The sequence below is a fragment of the Pseudomonas sp. OV546 genome, from assembly GCF_900116845.1.
Classification (GTDB): Bacteria; Pseudomonadota; Gammaproteobacteria; order Pseudomonadales; family Pseudomonadaceae; genus Aquipseudomonas; species Aquipseudomonas petroselini.
In genome coordinates this window covers 649,741-670,858 of record NZ_FPCE01000001.1, presented here as the reverse complement: position 1 = coordinate 670,858, position 21,118 = coordinate 649,741, and the positions used below count along the sequence as shown (strand labels likewise).

General features: G+C 59.9%; 18 protein-coding genes. 15 read left to right on the top strand and 3 right to left on the bottom strand.

The window, feature by feature from the left end; all coding sequences use genetic code 11:
- Positions 1 to 87: 87 nt before the first annotated feature.
- Both clpA and clpS read right to left on the bottom strand, forming a co-directional pair.
- The gene (gene clpA, locus BM403_RS03135; protein WP_012724940.1) at positions 88 to 2,358 is read right to left on the bottom strand and encodes an ATP-dependent Clp protease ATP-binding subunit ClpA; all 2,271 of its coding nucleotides are present in this window, start codon (positions 2,356 to 2,358) and stop codon (positions 88 to 90) included.
- A 29-nt stretch (positions 2,359 to 2,387) separates the two neighbouring features.
- Positions 2,388 to 2,756, bottom strand: coding sequence for an ATP-dependent Clp protease adapter ClpS (gene clpS / locus BM403_RS03130; RefSeq protein WP_010567912.1), 369 nt, complete (start codon positions 2,754 to 2,756; stop codon positions 2,388 to 2,390).
- A gap of 225 nt (positions 2,757 to 2,981) precedes the next feature.
- Between clpS and cspD the strand changes: the two genes are divergently transcribed.
- On the top strand, positions 2,982 to 3,257 hold the full coding sequence (gene cspD, locus BM403_RS03125) for a cold shock domain-containing protein CspD (protein WP_012724941.1): 276 nt from the start codon (positions 2,982 to 2,984) through the stop codon (positions 3,255 to 3,257).
- Between the two features lie 81 nt (positions 3,258 to 3,338).
- Here the strand turns inward: cspD and icd are convergent, their stop codons facing one another.
- Positions 3,339 to 4,595: an NADP-dependent isocitrate dehydrogenase gene (icd, locus tag BM403_RS03120; RefSeq protein ID WP_046035525.1), complete on the bottom strand. Its 1,257-nt coding sequence runs from the start codon at positions 4,593 to 4,595 to the stop codon at positions 3,339 to 3,341.
- Positions 4,596 to 5,088: 493 nt separating this feature from the next.
- Between icd and BM403_RS03115 the strand changes: the two genes are divergently transcribed.
- The 14 genes from BM403_RS03115 (at position 5,089) to nuoF (ending at position 21,112) form a co-directional block, all read left to right on the top strand.
- Positions 5,089 to 7,314 carry an NADP-dependent isocitrate dehydrogenase gene (locus BM403_RS03115; protein WP_012724943.1) on the top strand — a complete coding sequence of 742 codons (2,226 nt, stop codon included), beginning with the start codon at positions 5,089 to 5,091 and terminating at the stop codon, positions 7,312 to 7,314.
- A gap of 224 nt (positions 7,315 to 7,538) precedes the next feature.
- The gene (locus BM403_RS03110) at positions 7,539 to 7,985 is read left to right on the top strand and encodes an NUDIX hydrolase (protein ID WP_093541544.1); all 447 of its coding nucleotides are present in this window, start codon (positions 7,539 to 7,541) and stop codon (positions 7,983 to 7,985) included.
- Positions 7,986 to 8,044: 59 nt separating this feature from the next.
- Positions 8,045 to 9,169: a tRNA 2-thiouridine(34) synthase MnmA gene (gene mnmA / locus BM403_RS03105; RefSeq protein ID WP_012724945.1), complete on the top strand. Its 1,125-nt coding sequence runs from the start codon at positions 8,045 to 8,047 to the stop codon at positions 9,167 to 9,169.
- On the top strand, positions 9,166 to 9,789 hold the full coding sequence (hflD, locus tag BM403_RS03100) for a high frequency lysogenization protein HflD (protein ID WP_012724946.1): 624 nt from the start codon (positions 9,166 to 9,168) through the stop codon (positions 9,787 to 9,789). Before mnmA ends, hflD begins: the two co-directional genes overlap by 4 nt.
- Before the next feature lie 125 nt (positions 9,790 to 9,914).
- The gene (purB, locus tag BM403_RS03095; protein ID WP_093541542.1) at positions 9,915 to 11,285 is read left to right on the top strand and encodes an adenylosuccinate lyase; all 1,371 of its coding nucleotides are present in this window, start codon (positions 9,915 to 9,917) and stop codon (positions 11,283 to 11,285) included.
- A gap of 84 nt (positions 11,286 to 11,369) precedes the next feature.
- On the top strand, positions 11,370 to 12,536 hold the full coding sequence (locus BM403_RS03090) for a ribosomal protein uL16 3-hydroxylase (RefSeq protein WP_012724948.1): 1,167 nt from the start codon (positions 11,370 to 11,372) through the stop codon (positions 12,534 to 12,536).
- Positions 12,529 to 12,951 (top strand): GNAT family N-acetyltransferase, encoded by a 423-nt coding sequence (locus BM403_RS03085; protein WP_064055391.1) that lies wholly within the window; start codon positions 12,529 to 12,531, stop codon positions 12,949 to 12,951. Before BM403_RS03090 ends, BM403_RS03085 begins: the two co-directional genes overlap by 8 nt.
- 231 nt (positions 12,952 to 13,182) lie before the next feature.
- Positions 13,183 to 13,920, top strand: a complete 738-nt coding sequence (locus BM403_RS03080) for a secretin N-terminal domain-containing protein (protein ID WP_093541540.1) — start codon at positions 13,183 to 13,185, stop codon at positions 13,918 to 13,920.
- Positions 13,921 to 14,409: 489 nt separating this feature from the next.
- A complete protein-coding gene (gene aceA / locus BM403_RS03075; RefSeq protein WP_003219577.1) occupies positions 14,410 to 15,735 on the top strand; it encodes an isocitrate lyase in 1,326 nt (441 codons plus the stop codon).
- A gap of 569 nt (positions 15,736 to 16,304) precedes the next feature.
- Entirely contained in the window at positions 16,305 to 16,718 is a 414-nt protein-coding gene (locus BM403_RS03070) for an NADH-quinone oxidoreductase subunit A (protein ID WP_003219575.1), read from the top strand.
- Positions 16,719 to 16,728: 10 nt separating this feature from the next.
- Positions 16,729 to 17,403, top strand: a complete 675-nt coding sequence (locus BM403_RS03065; protein ID WP_012724951.1) for a NuoB/complex I 20 kDa subunit family protein — start codon at positions 16,729 to 16,731, stop codon at positions 17,401 to 17,403.
- 72 nt (positions 17,404 to 17,475) lie between these two features.
- Positions 17,476 to 19,260 (top strand): NADH-quinone oxidoreductase subunit C/D, encoded by a 1,785-nt coding sequence (gene nuoC, locus BM403_RS03060; RefSeq protein ID WP_012724952.1) that lies wholly within the window; start codon positions 17,476 to 17,478, stop codon positions 19,258 to 19,260.
- 2 nt (positions 19,261 to 19,262) lie between these two features.
- Positions 19,263 to 19,760 carry an NADH-quinone oxidoreductase subunit NuoE gene (gene nuoE, locus BM403_RS03055; protein WP_003174721.1) on the top strand — a complete coding sequence of 166 codons (498 nt, stop codon included), beginning with the start codon at positions 19,263 to 19,265 and terminating at the stop codon, positions 19,758 to 19,760.
- Positions 19,757 to 21,112: an NADH-quinone oxidoreductase subunit NuoF gene (gene nuoF / locus BM403_RS03050; protein ID WP_003174722.1), complete on the top strand. Its 1,356-nt coding sequence runs from the start codon at positions 19,757 to 19,759 to the stop codon at positions 21,110 to 21,112. Before nuoE ends, nuoF begins: the two co-directional genes overlap by 4 nt.
- The last annotated feature ends 6 nt before the right edge of the window (positions 21,113 to 21,118 follow it).

Here is a 21,118-nt window from a genome sequence, read left to right as displayed (position 1 = left end):
ATAGCAGTGTTTCAGTCGCTACATGAGTGACTGATCTACCGCTATCGGGAGCAAGCCCCCTCCCACATTGGCGCCCGCAGCTATCGATCAGGCCATTTCAGCCGTGGTTTCGAACTCGAAGGTCAGCTCGCCATCCTTGAGGTCGATGTGCACCACGCCACCATGGTCGGAGAGCTCGCCGAACAGGATCTCTTCGGCCAATGGCCGCTTGATCTTGTCCTGGATCAGACGTGCCATTGGACGTGCGCCCATTGCCGCGTCGTAGCCACCCTCGGCGATCCAACTGCGCGCCGCCTCGGAGACTTCCAGTTGCACGCGCTTGTCTTCCAACTGCGCCTGAAGCTCGGTGAGGAACTTGTCCACCACGCTTTTGATGACCTCATGGCTGAGGCGACCAAACTGGATAATGGTATCCAGACGGTTGCGGAACTCCGGCGTGAAGCTCTTCTTGATCACTTCCATTGCATCGGAAGAGTGATCTTGATGACTGAAGCCGATCGAAGCCCGCGCAGCCGTTTCGGCACCGGCGTTGGTGGTCATGATCACGATCACATTGCGGAAGTCCGCCTTGCGCCCGTTGTTGTCGGTCAGGGTGCCGTGGTCCATCACCTGCAGCAGCAGGTTGAAGACTTCGGGGTGAGCCTTCTCGATTTCATCGAGCAGCAATACGCAGTGCGGCTGCTTGGTGATCGCTTCGGTCAACAGGCCGCCTTGGTCGAAACCGACATAACCCGGAGGCGCACCGATCAGGCGCGATACCGTGTGGCGCTCCATGTACTCGGACATGTCGAACCGCACCAACTCAATACCCATGGCCTTGGCCAACTGCCGTGCCGCTTCGGTCTTGCCGACGCCGGTCGGGCCTGCGAACAGGAACGAACCGACAGGCTTGTCCGGCGACTTGAGGCCCGCACGCGACAGCTTGATCGCGGTGGACAGCGCGTCGATGGCTGCATCCTGGCCGAATACGGTGAGTTTCAGGTCGCGCTCCAAGTTACGCAGCAATTCCTTATCGGAACTGTTGACGTGCTTAGGCGGAATCCGCGCGATCTTGGCCACGATGTCCTCAACCTGAGCAACGTCGATGCGCTTCACACGCTTCTCGACCGGCTGCAGGCGCTGGTAAGCGCCCGCCTCGTCGATCACATCGATGGCTTTGTCCGGCATGTGCCGGTCATTGATGTAGCGCGATGCGAGCTCAGCAGCCGCACGCAGAGCCTCATCGGTGTACTCGATGCCATGGTGCGCTTCGAAACGCCCCTTGAGCCCGCGCAGGATACCGATGGTGTCTTCGACTGAAGGCTCGGACACATCGACCTTCTGGAAGCGACGCGCCAAGGCACGGTCTTTCTCAAAGATGCCACGGAATTCCTGGAACGTGGTCGAACCGATGCAGCGGATATCACCCGACGAGAGCAGCGGTTTGAGCAGGTTGGAGGCATCCATTACCCCGCCGGACGCCGCACCGGCACCGATGATGGTGTGGATCTCGTCGATGAACAAAATCGCCTGAGGGCGTTTTTTCAGTTCACCCAGCAACGCCTTGAAGCGTTTCTCGAAATCGCCACGGTATTTGGTCCCGGCGAGCAAGGCGCCCAGGTCCAGGGAGTAGACGACGCTGTTTGCCAGCAGGTCCGGCACCTGGTTATCGACGATGCGCTTGGCCAGGCCTTCGGCAATCGCGGTTTTACCCACGCCCGCCTCACCCACCAGCAACGGGTTGTTCTTGCGACGACGCGCGAGGATCTGCGCTACACGCTCAACCTCAAGCTCGCGCCCCACCAGCGGATCGATCCGCCCCTGGCGCGCCAGTTCGTTGAGGTTGCTGGCATAGGCATCCAGTGGATTGCCCGAAGAAGAAGACTCACCGCCCTCGTCGTCCTGCATTTCCTGCTCACCCTCGGAATGATCGCCGTGCCCAGGCACTTTGGAGATACCGTGGGCGATGTAATTGACGACATCAATACGGGCAACGCTCTGCTGTTTGAGCAGGAACACTGCCTGGCTTTCCTGTTCGCTGAAAATGGCCACAAGCACATTGGCGCCCGTGACTTCACGCTTACCGGAGCTCTGAACGTGGAAAACAGCGCGCTGCAATACCCGCTGAAAGCCCAGGGTTGGCTGGGTTTCACGGTCCTCGTCGTGCACGGGGATCAGTGGCGTGGTGGAGTCGATAAACTCCTGCAGGTCGTGCTTGAGTTTGTCGAGGTTGGCGCCGCACGCACGTAGAACGGTGGCGGCAGCTTCGTTATCCAAAAGTGCCAGCAGCAGGTGTTCGACGGTCATGAATTCATGACGCTTCGAACGGGCCTCCTTGAAGGCAAGATTGAGGGTGACTTCGAGCTCGCGGTTTAACATAGCTTCACCTCATACCCAAGTGGTCGGCGTTAACCGTCCTTCTCGATTTCACAGAGTAGCGGATGCTGGCTTTCCCTGGCGTACTGGTTGACCTGCATGGCCTTTGTCTCGGCGATGTCGCGGGTAAACACTCCACATACTGCCCGTCCTTCTGTGTGAACGGCCAGCATTACCTTGGTCGCCAACTCGCGGTTCAGGTTAAAAAACACCTCGAGCACTTCGACCACGAAATCCATCGGTGTGTAGTCATCATTGAACAAAACCACCTTGTACATCGGCGGCGCCTGTAAAGCAGGCTTGGCCTCCTGAACAGCAATGCCTGCAGAACCGTCGTCATCGTGTTCGTGATCCGGTCGATCCTGATTGAATGTTAGTCGAATCTGGCTGATTGCATGCATGGAAAGAAAGGTTCGTCAGTGGTTCAAATACAGTGGTGGGGGCGACCTGTCAGAATTTCAACTGCTGACCGATCGGTCGCCTTGACTATCGGCGAAACGGTGTTACAACCAATAGAACCCACAGTGGGTAAAAAAGGTCCGCGCAGTCAACCTTATTTATTCGGGTTAGGACGGATAAACTGGATGATACTCCAGTGATGGAGTCTGGTGCAGAGGGATATGGGTATGTCTGGCGTCAAGATCAGTGGCAAGGTCAAATGGTTTAACAATGCCAAGGGGTACGGTTTTATCATTGAAGACGGTAAATCCGAGGACCTGTTTGCGCACTTTTCAGCGATCATCATGGACGGATACAAAACGCTGAAAGCGGGACAAGCAGTCAGCTTTGAGATCATTCAAGGCCCTAAAGGACTGCACGCCGTGAATATCGACACAGTGAAAGAAGTCATTGCGAGCCCAGCAGCACGTGCGAGCGAAGCAGAAAAGAAACAAACGGCCTGACTCGCCGCCGAGCGTGTAGCTTGCGATAAAAAAACGGCCACCCCAATCAACTCGGGATGGCCGTTTTTTATGCCCGCGCGATTACATATGCGAAATCAACGCATCACCAAAGCCCGACGACGACACCAGTTTCGCGCCCTCCATCAGGCGTTCGAAGTCGTAGGTCACGGTCTTGGCCGAAATCGCACCGTTGGTGCCCTTGATAATCAAGTCAGCCGCCTCGGTCCAGCCCATATGGCGCAACATCATCTCTGCCGACAGAATCAACGAACCTGGGTTGACCTGGTCCTTGCCTGCATATTTAGGCGCAGTACCATGGGTTGCCTCGAACATCGCCACGGTGTCGGACAAGTTAGCCCCCGGCGCGATACCGATACCGCCCACTTCCGCCGCCAGGGCATCAGACAGGTAGTCACCGTTCAGGTTGAGGGTGGCGATCACGTCATACTCAGCCGGACGCAGCAGGATTTGCTGGAGCATCGCGTCGGCAATCGCATCCTTGACCACTACATTCTTGCCGGTCTTCGGGTTCTTGAACTGCATCCACGGCCCACCATCGAGCAGCGTCGCACCGAACTCTTCCGCCGCCACTTCGTAGGCCCACTCCTTGAAGGCCCCTTCGGTGAACTTCATGATGTTGCCTTTGTGCACGATAGTCAGCGAATCGCGGTCATTATCCACCACATATTGCAGGGCCTTGCGCGCCAGACGCTTGGTGCCCTCCAGCGATACCGGCTTGATGCCGATCCCGCAATCCTGGTCGAAACGGATCTTGGTGACGCCCATTTCTTCCTTGAGGAACTTGATGACCTTGGTGGCCTCCGGCGAACCGGCCTTCCATTCGATCCCGGCGTAAATGTCTTCGGAGTTCTCGCGGAAGATGGTCATGTCCACATCGCCTGGCTTCTTGACCGGGCTGGGCACGCCTTCGAACCAGCGCACCGGCCGCAGGCACACGTACAGGTCGAGTTGCTGACGCAGGGCCACGTTCAGCGAACGGATGCCGCCACCGACCGGCGTGGTCAGAGGCCCCTTGATGGACACCACGTAATCCTTGACCGCATCCAGGGTTTCCTGAGGCAGCCAGGTGTCCTGGTCGTAGACTTGGGTCGCCTTCTCACCGGCGTAAACCTCCATCCACGAGATTTTGCGCTTGCCGCCGTAGGCCTTTTCAACAGCTGCGTCGACCACCTTGATCATCACCGGGCTGATGTCGACGCCAATACCGTCACCTTCGATGTAAGGGATGATCGGTTGGTCAGGAACATTGAGAGAATGGTCTGCATTGACGGTGATTTTGTCGCCGACTGCCGGAACCTGAATCTTCTTGTATCCCATGCTGAACTCCATCTATGGATTGAACATCTGGCTGCGTTCGAGCCTACTCCAGATAAATGGCGACTGAAACCTCGCGCCATGCTCATTTGCATCGAAAACAGCATAAATTGTCGCCTACAAGCCTGAAAGCAAAGGGAAAAGCGCCAATCTTGAGCACATCGTGCGACTTTAGGCGTAACCCGGCACCTGCGACCTTTAGACCAATGGACGACACACCTTTTGTATGAAGGCTCGGCGTAAGCATAGCGACCTATGTATAATGCCGCCGCTGACCAAAGAGTCACGACGGCGGACCGCTCTAGAACAGTGCCTTCCGCTACAAAGCAGGGCTAATACAATAGTCCACCCGCTTGACGCTCGACTGATGCAACCCAACATCACCGCGAAGAAACCTCGACATTTCGCTCATGGATGACTTTGAACGAACGCGCTCCACCCGGCGCATCTCGAGTTTCTGCGCACGCTTTCAGCAAAGAAGAGAGTTAATCCGAATATGCCCACCCGCTCGAAGATCATCTATACCTTCACCGACGAAGCCCCAGCCCTCGCCACCTATTCACTGCTGCCTATCGTAGAGGCCTTCACCGCTTCCGCTGATATTGCCGTGGAAACCCGCGACATCTCCCTCGCAGGGCGCATCCTCGCAAGCTTCCCCGAGCAACTGGGCACCAAGGCTATCCCGGACCACCTCGCCGAACTGGGCGACCTGGCCGTTACACCTGAAGCCAACATCATCAAGCTGCCTAACATCAGCGCCTCGACCCCGCAGCTGCAAGCCGCGATCAAGGAATTGCAGGCCCAGGGCTACGCCCTGCCGGACTACCCGGAAACCGTAACCACCGACGCGGAAAAAGAAACCCGTGCACGTTACGACAAGGTCAAGGGCAGCGCCGTGAACCCGGTACTGCGCGAAGGCAACTCCGACCGTCGCGCACCGCTGTCGGTCAAGAACTATGCACGCAAGCACCCGCACAAAATGGGCGCCTGGGCTGCCGACTCCAAGTCCCACGTTGCCCACATGAGCAGCGGCGACTTCTACGGCAGCGAAAAATCCGTACAGATCGAAGCCGCTGACGCTGTCAAAATCGAGCTGGTCGCTCAAGACGGCACTACCACCGTCCTGAAAGAAAAGACCACCGTCAAGGCCGGCGAAATCATCGACAGCGCCGTGCTGAGCAAAAAAGCCCTGCGCAGCTTCATCGCCGCTGAAATCGAAGACGCCAAGAAGCAAGGCGTACTGCTGTCGGTTCACCTGAAAGCCACCATGATGAAGGTCTCCGACCCGATCATGTTCGGCCAGATCGTTGCCGAGTTCTATAAAGACGCCCTGGCCAAGCACGCCGACGTGCTGGCACAGATCGGCTTTAACCTGAACAACGGCATCGGCGACCTGTACGCGCGCATCAAGGCCTTGCCTAGTGATCAGCAAGCGCAGATCGAAGCTGACATTCAAGCGGTCTACGCTGCTCGCCCTTCCCTGGCGATGGTCAACTCCGACAAAGGCATCACCAACCTGCACGTACCGAGCGACGTCATCGTCGACGCGTCGATGCCGGCCATGATCCGTGACTCCGGCAAAATGTGGGGCACCGACGGCCAACTGCACGACACCAAGGCCGTGATCCCGGATCGCTGCTACGCCACCATCTACCAGGCGGTGATCGAGGAGTGCAAAGCCAACGGCGCTTTCGACCCTACCACCATGGGCAGCGTGCCAAACGTTGGTCTGATGGCGAAAAAAGCTGAAGAGTACGGCTCCCACGACAAGACCTTCCAGGTCAAGGCTGACGGCGTCGTCCGCGTGACCGACAGCAAGGGCAACCTGCTGATGGAACAGAAAGTCGAGGCTGGCGACATCTTCCGCATGTGCCAGACCCAAGACGCGCCGATCCAGGACTGGGTCAAACTCGCCGTCAACCGTGCCCGCGCCAGCAACACCCCGGCCATTTTCTGGCTGGACCCTAAGCGTGCACACGATGGCGTCGTGGTCGAGAAAGTTCAGGCCTACCTGAAAGACCACAACACCGAAGGCCTGGACATCCGCATCATGTCGCCGGTCGACGCGATGAAGTTCACCCTGGAGCGTACCCGCAAGGGCCTGGACACCATCTCGGTGACCGGTAACGTACTGCGCGACTACCTGACCGACCTGTTCCCGATCATGGAACTGGGCACCAGCGCCAAGATGCTGTCGATCGTGCCGCTGATGAACGGCGGTGGCCTGTTTGAAACCGGCGCCGGCGGTTCGGCTCCGAAGCACGTGCAGCAGCTGCTGGAAGAAAACTTCCTGCGCTGGGACTCCCTGGGTGAGTTCCTGGCCCTGGCCGCCTCCCTTGAGCATTTGGGTGTGACGTACAACAACCCGAAAGCCCTGGTACTGTCCAAGACCCTGGACCAGGCCACTGGCCAGTTCCTTGACAACAACAAGTCGCCATCGCGCAAAGTCGGCAACATCGACAACCGCGGCAGCCACTTCTACCTGGCGCTGTACTGGGCTCAAGCCCTGGCCGCCCAGACCGAAGACACTGCCCTGCAAGCGCAGTTCGGCGAACTGGCCAAGACCCTGGCCGCGAACGAAGCCACCATCGTGGCCGAGCTCAACGCCGTACAGGGCAAGCCAGTGGACATCGGCGGCTACTACGCGCCGAACCCTGAGCTGACCAGCAAGGCCATGCGCCCAAGCAACACCCTCAACGCGGCGATTGCCAAGTTGAAGTAAGGTTGTAAGGATGCAAAGAAGCCCCGGCCCTGTGCCGGGGTTTCTGTTTATGTGCTTTCTTGCTGAAAAAACCCAATCAAAATGTGGGAGGGGGCTTGCCCCAGATGGCGGTGGGTCAGGCACAGATAGATCAACTGACACTCCCTCATCGGGAGCAAGCCCCCTCCCACACTGACGGTTATCCTGTTCCAGGACAGCACCGCATCTTAAATCCAGAGGCAACCATGACCTGGCAACCCCACATCACTGTCGCCACCCTCGTCGAAGACAACGGCCGCTTCCTGATGGTCGAAGAGCTCAAGGGCGGTCGCGCCGTGCTCAACCAGCCTGCCGGCCACCTCGACCCGCATGAAACCCTGACCGAAGCCGCCGTGCGCGAAACTCTTGAGGAGACCGGCTGGGAGGTCGAAGCCACCGGTATCGTCGGCATCTACCTCTACACCGCCCCCAGCAATGGCGTGACCTACCAGCGGGTCTGCTTCACCGCCAAAGCCCTGAAACACCACCCGGACTATCAACTCGACGAAGGCATCCTGCGCGCCCGCTGGCTGACCCGTGACGAGCTGATGGCGCTGCGCGACGACTGGCGCAGCGAGCTGATCATCCGCTGTATCGATGATTATCTGGCCGGCCAGCGCCACAGCCTGGAATTGATCCGCCCTTCTCTTTAGCCTTGCGGGCCCAGGCCTGCTAGAATCGCGTCCTTTTTCAAGACACCCGTTGAAACCCTATGCGTGATCCAGCCCCTTCTGACACACAAAAGAAGCGCGTCATCGTCGGCATGTCCGGCGGCGTGGATTCTTCCGTTTCCGCCGTTCTGCTCATGGAGCAGGGTTATGAGGTGGAAGGCCTGTTCATGAAGAACTGGGAAGAAGACGATGGAACGGAATACTGCACCGCCATGGACGACCTGGCGGACGCCCAGGCCGTGTGCGACAAGATTGGCATCAAACTGCACACCGCCAACTTCGCCGCCGAGTACTGGGACAATGTGTTCGAGCACTTCCTGGCCGAATACAAGGCCGGCCGCACGCCGAACCCGGACATCCTGTGCAACCGTGAAATCAAGTTCAAGGCGTTCCTCGACTACGCCATGATGCTCGGCGCCGACCTGATTGCCACTGGCCACTACGTGCGCCGCCGCGATATCGATGGCCGCACCGAACTGCTCAAGGGCCTGGACCCGAACAAGGACCAGAGCTACTTCCTGCACGCCGTCGGCGGTGAACAGATCGCCAAGACCCTGTTCCCGGTGGGCGAACTGGAAAAACCCGAAGTGCGCAAGATTGCCGAGAAACATGGCCTGGCCACCGCCAAGAAGAAGGATTCCACCGGGATCTGCTTTATCGGCGAACGCCGCTTCAGCGACTTCCTCAAGCAGTACCTGCCGGCGCAGCCGGGTGAAATCAAGACCACCGACGGTGAAGTGATCGGCCGCCACCACGGCCTGATGTACCACACCATCGGCCAGCGCCAGGGCCTGGGCATCGGCGGCTTGAAAGACGCCGGTGAAGAGCCGTGGTACGTGCTGGTCAAGGACCTGGATAATAACGTGTTGATCGTCGGCCAGGGCAACGAACACCCGCTGCTGTTCTCCGGCGCGCTGCTGGCTTCCGAGATCTATTGGGTCAACCCTATCGACCTGAGCACGCCACGCCGCCTGACCGCCAAAGTGCGCTATCGCCAGGGCGACCAGCCTTGCACCCTGGAAAAAACCGCCACCGGCTACCGTGCCACCTTCGATGACCCGCAACGCGCGGTCACACCGGGCCAGTCCGTGGTGTTCTATGACGGCGAAATCTGCCTGGGCGGCGGCGTGATTGAAGTCGCCGAAGCCTGGAGCAACCCGGCATGAGCCCGACCCAGGAGCAATTGACGGCACTCGGCGGGGTTTTCCTTGCCGCCGTGCTGGTGGACAAGATCGCCAAGACCGGACAGGTCACCGAGGCAGGCCTGACCTGCATGCTCGGCAGCCTGTTGATCCGCGACCCCAAGGACACCCTGGAAGTCTACGGGGGCGACGACCTGGCGCTGCGTGAAGGCTACCGCGCACTGATCGGCGCCCTGGAGCGCGACCCCAGCACCCTGCAGCGCGAGCCGTTGCGCTATGCCCTGTCGATGCTCGGCCTGGAGCGTCAACTGGCCAAGCGCGAGGACATGCTGGAGGTCATCGGCAAGCGCCTGCCGCAAATCCAATCCCAAGTGGAACACTTCGGCCCGGCCCACGAAAACGTGGTTGCCGCCTGCGGTGCGCTGTACCAGGACACCTTGAGCACCTTGCGCCAGCGGATCCAGGTCCACGGCGACATGCGCAACTTGCAGCAACCGAACAACGCCTCGAAAATCCGCGCCCTGCTCCTGGCCGGTATTCGCTCGGCACGGTTGTGGCGCCAGTTGGGCGGACATCGTTGGCAACTGGTGATCAGCCGACGCAAATTACTCAAAGAGCTTTACCCGTTGATGCGCAACGAATAAGTCGCACCAGCAGGCCTTTTTCAAGCCGTTACGCGTAATACGCCGGTCAGTTGGCAACGGACCGGCGGATTTTTTCATGTATGATACGCGCCCCATTTCGTTGCCCGACTGTCCGAGAACACCCCATGCAGCTCTCTTCGCTCACTGCGGTTTCCCCTGTTGACGGCCGCTACGCCGGCAAAACCCAGGCCCTGCGCCCTATTTTCAGCGAATACGGCCTGATCCGTGCTCGCGTGCTGGTTGAAGTGCGCTGGCTCCAGCGCCTGGCCGCTCACCCCGCCATCAGCGAAGTGCCGGCGTTTTCCGCGCAAGCCAACGCTGTGCTCAACACCCTGGCGGAAAACTTCTCCCTGGAGCACGCCGAGCGTGTGAAAGAGATCGAGCGCACCACCAACCACGACGTCAAAGCCATCGAGTACCTGCTCAAAGAGCAAGCGGCCAAGCTGCCGGAACTGGCCCAGGTCAGCGAGTTCATCCACTTTGCCTGCACCAGTGAGGACATCAACAACCTGTCCCACGCCCTGATGCTGCGTGAAGGCCGTGATGACGTCATGCTGCCACTGATGCGCCAGACCGCCGAAGCCATCCGCGAACTGGCGATTCGCTTCGCTGCGGTGCCGATGCTGTCGCGCACCCACGGCCAGCCGGCCTCGCCGACCACCTTGGGCAAAGAACTGGCCAACGTGGTGTACCGCCTGGAACGCCAGATCGCTCAAGTCGCCGCCGTACCGCTGCTGGGCAAGATCAACGGCGCCGTAGGCAACTACAACGCCCACCTGTCGGCCTACCCGGAGATCGACTGGGAAGCCAACGCCCGCGCCTTCATCGAAGACGAGCTGGGCCTGGGCTTCAACCCGTACACCACGCAGATCGAACCGCACGACTACATCGCCGAGCTGTTCGACGCCATTTCGCGCTTCAACACCATCCTGATCGACTTCGATCGCGATATCTGGGGCTACATCTCCCTGGGCTACTTCAAGCAGCGCACCATTGCCGGTGAAATCGGCTCGTCGACCATGCCGCACAAGGTCAACCCGATCGACTTCGAAAACTCCGAAGGCAACCTCGGCATCGCCAACGCCCTCTTCCAGCACCTGGCCAGCAAGTTGCCGATCTCCCGCTGGCAGCGCGACCTGACCGACTCCACCGTACTGCGCAACCTCGGCGTGGGCTTTGCCCATAGCGTGATCGCGTACGAAGCCAGCCTCAAAGGCATCAGCAAGCTTGAGCTCAATGAGCAGAAGATCGCCGCTGACCTGGACGCGTGCTGGGAAGTATTGGCCGAGCCGATCCAGACCGTGATGCGCCGCTACAACATCGAAAACCCGTACGAGAAGCTGAAAGAGTTGACCCGTGGCAAGGGCATCAGCCCTGAAGCACTGCAAACTTTCATCGACGGCCTGGACATGCCAGCCGCGGCCAAGGCCGAGCTGAAACTGCTCACCCCGGCCAACTACATCGGCAATGCTGTAGAGCAAGCCAAGCGCATCTGATCCACGCAAGCCCCTTTGAGACGCCCGGCCGCGCCGGGCGTTTTTATTCCAGTCTGAAAAGTGCTTTTTTTCAATAGGTTACACATGAATCCTGATATCCCTCTTCAACTTCTGGGCGGCATCACGGCACGGGAATTCCTGCGCGACTACTGGCAGAAAAAGCCGCTGCTGATCCGTCAGGCCATCCCTGATTTCGAAAGCCCGATCGACGCCGACGAACTCGCCGGCCTGGCGCTGGAAGAAGAAGTCGAGTCGCGCCTGGTAATTGAACACGGCGAGCGTCCGTGGGAATTGCGTCGCGGCCCGTTCGCCGAAGATGCCTTCAGCACCCTGCCTGAGCGCGAGTGGACGCTGCTGGTGCAGGCGGTCGACCAGTTCGTGCCGGAAGTGGCCGAGCTGCTGGAGCAGTTCCGCTTCCTGCCCAGCTGGCGCATTGACGACGTGATGATCAGCTTCGCCGCACCCGGCGGCAGCGTCGGCCCGCACTTCGACAACTACGACGTGTTCCTGCTGCAAGCCCAGGGCAAGCGCAACTGGAAGATCGGCCAAATGTGCAGCTCCGAGAGCCCGCTGCTGCAGCACGCCGACTTGCGCATCCTCGCCGAATTCGAAGAAAGCGCCGAATGGGTGCTGGAACCGGGCGACATGCTCTACCTGCCACCGCGCCTGGCGCACTTCGGCATTGCCGAAGACGACTGCATGACCTACTCCGTGGGTTTCCGCGCACCGAGCGCCGCCGAAGTGCTGACCCACTTCACCGACTTCCTCAGCCAGTACCTGACTGACGAAGAGCGCTACACCGACGCCGACGCCCAGCCGGTCAGCGACCCCCACCAGATCCAGAGCGACGCGCTGGACCGCCTCAAGAGCCTGCTGGCCGAGCACATGAGCGACGAGCGCATGCTGCTGACCTGGTTCGGCCAGTTCATGACCGAACCGCGCTACCCGGAACTGGTGGCCGGTGAAGAACTGGGTGAAGAAGACTTCATCAGCAGCCTGCAAGATGGCGCGATCCTGGTGCGCAACCCAAGCGCGCGCCTGGCCTGGTCCGAAGTCGACGACGACGTGCTGCTGTTCGCCAGCGGCCAGAGCCGTTACCTGCCCGGCAAGCTGCGTGAGCTGCTGAAGCTGGTGTGCTCGGCCGATGCACTGCACAGCGAGAACCTTGGGGAATGGCTGGCGGATGAAGACGGCCGCGATCTGCTGTGCGAACTGGTCAAGCAAGGAAGCCTGGGATTTGCCGATGAATAAGATTCACGTCAGTGTCGCGGATTGGCAAAAGGATATCGCCGAGATTCGGCGCATTCGTGAAGCGGTCTTTATCGCTGAACAATCGGTCCCACCGGAGCTGGAGTGGGATGCGGACGACGCCGGCGCGGTGCATTTCCTCGCATTTGAAGGCGATTTTCCGATTGGCACCGCGCGCCTGTTGCCCAGCGGCGAGATCGGCCGCGTGTCGGTACTCAAGGACTGGCGCGGGCTGAAGGTCGGCGACAAGCTGATGGCTGCGGTGATTGGTGTAGCCGAGCAGCGCGGCCAGGCCAAGCAGTTCCTGAGTGCGCAGGTGTATGCGGCGCCGTTTTATGAGCGGCTGGGCTTCAAGATCGTCAGCGAGGAATTCCTGGAAGTCGGGATTCCGCATGTCGATATGGTGCGCGGGGCCTGATCCGAGACCGCGTCGCTGCCATCGGGGGCAAGCCCCCTCCCACACTTGGCCCGCATTCCAAAGGACTTACTCGGTCAAAAAGTGGGAGGGGGCTTGCTCCCGATAGCCATATCAGCAACACCTCAAAATGCCCTGCCCTGCCAGGGCATTTTGCCGTCTACGATTCAATTTGCGACCTGCCAGGCCGACAAACTGGCACTATCCAGCCTTTGACTCGCAGAGATAACGGACATGTCCCTACGCACCCTGCTCACCGCCCTCCTCCTGACCGCCAGCGTCTCGGCCGTGGCCGACACCGAAGTCGTCAACCTGAGCAACCGCACCAGCGCCGATCTGCTCCCCGTGGCACAGAACTTCATCGGCAAGGACGGCACCGTCAGCGCTTACGGCAACCAGTTGATCGTGAATGCCGCCCCCGCCAAGATCCAGGACCTGCGTGCCCTGCTTTCTCAACTCGACACACCCGCCAAACGCCTGCTGATCACCGTCGACACCAACGAAAACAACCAGCAGAACAGCGGCGATAGCCAAACCCGCATCATCAGCTACGGCACCACCAGCCGCGATGGCGGCATCCAGCAGATCCAGGCCAGCGAAGGCGTCCCCGCACTGATCCAGGTCGGCCAGAGCGTGCCGCTGACCACCACCCAGCAGGACAGCTACGGCCGACTGCAAAACCAGACTCAGTATCGCAACGTGACCCAGGGCTTCTACGTGACCGCCAGCGTCACCGGCGAGACCGTTCATCTGGCGATCAGCACCAACCGTGACCGCATGAGCCAGGAACGTCCCGATGTAGTGAACGTGCAAAGCACCGACACAACCGTCAGTGGGCGGCTGGGCGAGTGGATCTCCCTGGCTGGCATCAATCGCGAGACCCAGGCCGACAAATCCTCTACAACCCGCAGCTACTCTACTCAGGGTCGCGATGACCTGACGGTACGGGTTAAAATCGACACCTTGAACTGAAGCACCAAAAACTGACTGACGAGTCGTCTTAGACTAAAGATGTAGTGCTTGAAAAAAAGCACTACAAAACATTTGACGATCCAAAAAAGCATGGGCATGATGGCCTCGCTCCCGCTAATCAGGGGCCCTGGCAAGGGCCTTCGGATCGTCGCTCCAAGTTACCCACCTGAGCCGATTCGTGTCTGTACCGCCCACAAGGTGTGTTTGACGAGGTTGCGACTGGAACGAAGTTGTCCCGAGGGACGGAAGCTAACCAGGTAACCCGGCTACACACTGATGGATCGTACAAAGGCCCACGACGCCCGAAGACCGTTCGCAGTTCGCCCTTACCTGCTCAACTCTCCCTTGAGCCATCGTTCATCCCGTCGCATTCCCCGCCAAACCTGACTTGACCACCTAAGCTTCTGGTCAGCGAGCAGCCCTGCCCACGCAATGAATGCGTGGCTGGCAAACGGATACTTCAAACAAGACGCGACGAGGTTTTTTCCCATGGCACTGACACGCGAACAGCAAATTGCAGCCCTCGAGAAAGACTGGGCTGAAAACCCACGCTGGAAAGGCGTGACCCGCGCTTATTCCGCTGCTGACGTCGTCCGCCTGCGTGGCTCGGTTCAACCTGAGCACACCTTTGCAAAACTCGGCGCCGAAAAACTGTGGAAGCTGGTCACCCAGGGTGCCAAGCCGTCCTTCCGCCCCGAGAAAGATTTCGTCAACTGCATGGGCGCCCTCACTGGCGGCCAGGCAGTCCAACAGGTAAAAGCCGGTATCCAGGCGATCTACCTGTCCGGCTGGCAAGTGGCAGCGGACAACAACTCCGCTGAATCCATGTACCCCGACCAATCGCTGTACCCGGTGGACTCAGTACCGACCGTGGTCAAGCGCATCAACAACTCGTTCCGCCGCGCCGACCAGATCCAGTGGAAAGCCGGTAAAGGCCCGGGCGATGAAGGCTACATCGACTACTTCGCGCCGATCGTGGCGGACGCTGAAGCCGGTTTCGGCGGCGTACTGAACGCCTACGAACTGATGAAGAGCATGATCGAGGCCGGCGCTGCCGGCGTGCACTTCGAAGACCAACTGGCGTCGGTGAAGAAATGCGGCCACATGGGCGGCAAGGTATTGGTTCCGACCCAGGAAGCCGTACAGAAGCTGACCGCTGCCCGCCTGGCCGCTGACGTTGCCGGCACACCGACCATCATCCTGGCCCGTACCGATGCTAACGCCGCTGACCTGCTGACCTCGGACTGCGACCCCTACGACCAGCCGTTCGTAACGGGCGAACGCACCCAGGAAGGCTTCTATAAAGTGCGCGCCGGTCTCGACCAGGCCATCGCCCGCGGCCTGGCCTATGCGCCGTACGCCGACCTGATCTGGTGCGAAACCGCCAAACCGGACCTGGACGAAGCCCGTCGCTTCGCCGAAGCGATCAAAAAGGAATACCCGGACCAACTGCTGTCCTACAACTGCTCGCCTTCCTTCAACTGGAAGAAGAACCTGGACGACGCAACCATCGCCAAGTTCCAGCGCGAACTGTCAGCCATGGGCTACAAGCACCAGTTCATCACCCTGGCCGGCATTCACAACATGTGGCACAGCATGTTCAACCTGGCGCACGACTACGCCCGCAACGACATGACCGCCTACGTGAAGCTGCAGGAGCAAGAGTTCGCTGACGCCGCCAAGGGTTACACCTTCGTGGCGCACCAGCAGGAAGTGGGCACCGGCTACTTCGACGACATGACCACCGTGATCCAGGGCGGCACCTCGTCCGTGACCGCGCTGACCGGCTCGACCGAAGAAGAGCAGTTCCACTAAGCACCGCGTACACGGCCACTGCGGCCGCAAGGAAGACCTAACCGCAGTGCCGCACAACAATCACGCCCCGACTGGTTCGGGGCGTTTTTTTTGCCTGAGCGATCCGCCCCGGGCCAATGAGCATCCAACTGTGGGAACGCATGCGGCCTGAAGATTTTGGGCAAAATATTGATCCAGAGCGGTATTTGCGTCGGATAAATCGGTTAAAAGATCCGCGTCAGCAACTAAGCGGTAATCAAGCAAGTAACGGCAACTTCCCTCGCTGCATGAGAAACAATCGCTTAAACCCCACGCAAACAATATTCATTATCATTTGGAGCATGAAAACTTCGTTACCGGTTAAACAAAACACATTTGATTAAATGCCCGCTAATGCCCGCCCCATAAGGGCTACAGCCCCAAGAAGGTGCACTATGTGCTTATTCCATCGAATAATTTCGCTATAGGAATTTTACTTGCCCGGTGTTTAGCCATAAAATCACCGCGATTGATTGCAGTGCGACATATCGTCACTGCATCGTTACTTTTTCGAGCTCAGAGACCTTTGCTCTCTGTTAAGGATTTCCAGCATGACCGAAGCGACAGGACTCATGGCCCACAACTGGGGCTTTGCCATTTTCCTTCTCGGTGTTGTCGGCCTTTGCGCCTTCATGCTTGGTGTCTCCAGCCTCCTCGGGTCAAAAGCCTGGGGCCGCAGCAAAAATGAACCGTTCGAGTCCGGCATGCTGCCTACAGGTGGCGCCCGCTTGCGGCTCTCAGCCAAATTCTATCTGGTCGCGATGCTCTTCGTGATCTTCGATATCGAAGCCCTTTTTCTCTTTGCCTGGTCTGTGTCCGTCCGCGAAAGCGGCTGGACCGGATTCGTCGAAGCTCTCGTTTTCATAGCAATTCTGTTGGCAGGCCTTGTCTACCTATTCCGAGTGGGCGCCCTTGATTGGGCTCCGGAAGCTCGTCGTAAGCGGCAAGCGAAGCTGAAACAATGAGGCTTTGGCGATGCAATACAATCTCACCAGGATCGACCCGGATGCTCCTAACGATCAGTACCCTATCGGCGAACGGGAAACCGTCTCCGATCCGTTAGAAGACCAAGTCCACAAAAACATCTACATGGGCAAGCTGGAAGACGTGCTGAGTGGCGCGGTCAACTGGGGGCGTAAAAACTCCCTGTGGCCGTACAACTTCGGTCTGTCCTGCTGCTACGTGGAAATGACCACCGCCTTCACGGCGCCCCACGACATCGCGCGCTTTGGCGCCGAAGTTATCCGGGCATCGCCGCGCCAGGCGGATTTCATGGTTATCGCCGGTACCTGCTTTATCAAGATGGCGCCGATCATTCAGCGTCTCTACGAGCAAATGCTCGAGCCAAAGTGGGTTATCTCCATGGGTTCGTGCGCCAACTCCGGTGGCATGTACGACATCTACTCCGTCGTTCAAGGGGTGGACAAGTTCCTGCCCGTGGACGTCTACGTGCCTGGCTGCCCGCCCCGCCCTGAAGCTTTCCTGCAAGGCTTGATGCTATTGCAGGAATCGATTGGCAAGGAGCGTCGCCCGCTTTCCTGGGTCGTCGGCGATCAAGGCGTGTACCGCGCCGAGATGCCTTCGCAAAAGGAACAACGCCGCGAACAGCGAATCGCAGTCACCAACCTGCGCAGCCCCGACGAAGTCTGATCCAGCACCGCTTCTTTTATAGAACGAAAACCTGGCTTCATTCTTTACGTTGACCGAAAGCGATAAAAAACCATGACTACAGGCAGTGCTCTGTACATCCCGCCTTATAAGGCAGACGACCAGGATGTGGTCGTCGAACTCAATAACCGTTTTGGCCCTGACGCCTTCACCGCCCAGGCCACACGCACCGGTATGCCGGTGCTGTGGGTGGCGCGTGCCAAGCTTGTCGAAGTCCTGACCTTCCTGCGCAACCTGCCCAAGCCGTACGTCATGCTCTATGACCTGCATGGCGTGGACGAGCGTCTGCGCACCAAGCGCCAGGGGCTGCCGAGCGGCGCCGATTTCACCGTGTTCTACCACCTGCTGTCGATCGAGCGTAACAGCGACGTGATGATCAAGGTCGCCCTGTCCGAGAGCGATCTGAGCGTGCCGACCGTCACCGGTATCTGGCCGAACGCCAGCTGGTATGAACGCGAAGTCTGGGACATGTTCGGGATCGACTTCCCGGGCCACCCGCACCTGACGCGCATCATGATGCCGCCGACCTGGGAAGGTCACCCGCTGCGCAAGGACTTCCCTGCGCGCGCCACCGAATTCGACCCCTTCAGCCTCAACCTCGCCAAGCAGCAGCTTGAAGAAGAAGCTGCGCGCTTCCGTCCGGAAGACTGGGGCATGAAGCGCTCCGGCACCAACGAGGACTACATGTTCCTCAACCTGGGCCCGAACCACCCTTCGGCTCACGGTGCCTTCCGTATCATCCTGCAACTGGACGGCGAAGAAATCGTCGACTGCGTACCGGACATCGGCTACCACCACCGTGGTGCCGAGAAGATGGCGGAACGTCAGTCGTGGCACAGCTTCATCCCGTACACCGACCGTATCGACTACCTCGGCGGCGTGATGAACAACCTGCCGTACGTGCTCTCGGTCGAGAAGCTGGCTGGCATCAAGGTACCGGACCGCGTCGACACCATCCGCATCATGATGGCCGAGTTCTTCCGGATCACCAGCCACCTGCTGTTCCTGGGTACCTATATCCAGGACGTCGGCGCCATGACCCCGGTGTTCTTCACCTTCACCGACCGTCAGCGCGCCTACAAGGTCATCGAAGCCATCACCGGTTTCCGCCTGCACCCGGCCTGGTACCGCATTGGCGGCGTGGCCCACGACCTGCCGAATGGCTGGGAGCGCCTGGTCAAGGAATTCATCGACTGGATGCCCAAGCGTCTGGACGAGTACCAAAAGGCTGCGTTGGACAACAGCATCCTCAAGGGCCGCACCATCGGCGTCGCCGCCTACAACACCAAAGAGGCCCTGGAATGGGGCGTCACCGGTGCCGGCCTGCGCTCGACTGGCTGCGATTTCGACCTGCGTAAGGCGCGCCCGTACTCGGGCTACGAGAACTTCGAGTTCGAAGTGCCGCTGGCGGCCAATGGCGATGCCTACGACCGTTGCATCGTGCGCGTCGAAGAAATGCGCCAGAGCCTGAAGATCATCGAGCAGTGCATGCGCAACATGCCGGCCGGCCCGTACAAGGCGGATCACCCGCTGACCACGCCGCCGCCGAAAGAGCGCACGCTGCAGCACATCGAAACCCTGATCACGCACTTCCTGCAGGTTTCGTGGGGCCCGGTGATGCCGGCCAACGAGTCCTTCCAGATGATCGAAGCGACCAAGGGTATCAACAGTTATTACCTGACGAGCGATGGCGGCACCATGAGCTACCGCACCCGGATTCGTACGCCAAGCTTCCCGCACTTGCAGCAGATCCCTTCGGTGATCAAAGGCGAGATGGTCGCGGACTTGATTGCGTACCTGGGTAGTATCGATTTCGTTATGGCCGACGTGGACCGCTAAGCATGAACAGCACGCTTATCCAGACAGACCGTTTCACCCTGAGTGAAACCGAGCGCTCGGCCATCGAGCACGAGCTGCATCACTACGAAGACCCGCGCGCGGCGTCGATCGAGGCGCTGAAGATCGTCCAGAAGGAACGTGGCTGGGTGCCCGACGGCGCCCTCTACGCCATCGGCGAGATCCTCGGCATCCCCGCGAGCGACGTTGAAGGCGTGGCCACGTTCTACAGCCAGATCTTCCGCCAGCCGGTGGGTCGCCACATCATTCGCGTGTGCGACAGCATGGTCTGCTACATCGGTGGCCACGAGTCCGTGGTCAGCGAGATCCAGAACAAGCTGGGCATCGGCCTCGGCCAGACCACTCCGGACGGCCGCTTCACGCTGCTGCCGGTGTGCTGCCTGGGCAACTGCGACAAGGCGCCGGCGTTGATGATCGACGACGACACATTCGGTGACGTGCAGCCCGCTGGCGTGACCCAATTGCTCGAGGGCTACCCATGACCCTGACTTCTTTCGGCCCGGCCAACCTGATCAAGCGTTCGCCTGAGACCCACCCGCTGACCTGGCGCCTGCGTGACGATGCCGAGCCCGTGTGGCTCGACGAGTACCAGGCCAAGAACGGCTACGCCGCTGCGCGCAAAGCCTTCGCCGACATGGCCCAGGACGACATCGTCCAGACCGTGAAAGACGCCGGCCTCAAAGGCCGCGGCGGTGCAGGCTTCCCCACGGGCGTGAAGTGGGGCCTGATGCCCAAGGACGAATCCATCAACATCCGCTACCTGCTGTGCAACGCGGATGAAATGGAGCCCAATACCTGGAAAGACCGCATGCTGATGGAGCAACTGCCCCATCTGCTGATCGAAGGCATGCTGATCAGCGCCCGCGCGCTGAAAACCTACCGGGGCTACATCTTCCTGCGTGGCGAATACACCACCGCCGCCAAGCACCTCAACCGTGCCGTGGAAGAAGCCAAGGCCGCCGGCCTCTTGGGCAAGAACATCCTCGGTTCGGGCTTTGACTTCGAACTGTTCGTGCACACCGGCGCCGGGCGTTATATCTGCGGTGAAGAAACCGCACTGATCAACTCCCTCGAAGGCCGCCGCGCCAACCCGCGCTCCAAGCCGCCCTTCCCCGCCGCCGTGGGCGTGTGGGGCAAGCCGACCTGCGTGAACAACGTTGAAACCTTGTGCAACGTGCCGGCGATCATCGCCGACGGCGTGGACTGGTACAAATCGTTGGCCCGCGAAGGCAGCGAAGACATGGGCACCAAGCTCATGGGCTTCTCCGGCAAGGTCAAGAACCCTGGCCTGTGGGAGCTGCCTTTCGGCGTGACCGCCCGCGAGCTGTTCGAGGACTACGCCGGCGGCATGCGCGACGGCTACACCTTGAAGGCCTGGCAACCAGGCGGCGCCGGTACCGGTTTCCTGCTGCCCGAGCACCTCGACGCACAAATGTATGCCGGCGGCATCGGCAAGGTGGGCACACGGATGGGTACCGGCCTGGCGATGGCGGTCGACAACACCGTGAACATGGTCTCGTTGCTGCGCAACATGGAGCAGTTCTTCGCCCGCGAATCCTGCGGCTTCTGCACCCCCTGCCGCGACGGTCTGCCATGGAGCGTCAAGCTGCTGATGGCCCTGGAAAACGGCGAAGGCCGCGAGGGTGACATCGAGACCCTGCTGGGCCTGGTCGGTTTCCTCGGCCCAGGCAAGACCTTCTGTGCTCACGCACCGGGCGCCGTGGAGCCATTGGGCAGCGCAATCAAATACTTCCGCTCGGAGTTCGAAGCCGGCATCGCGCCTACCAGCGCCGCCGTCCCGCCTCTGGCGAGGCCGATCGTAGTCGGCGCGTAACGCTTA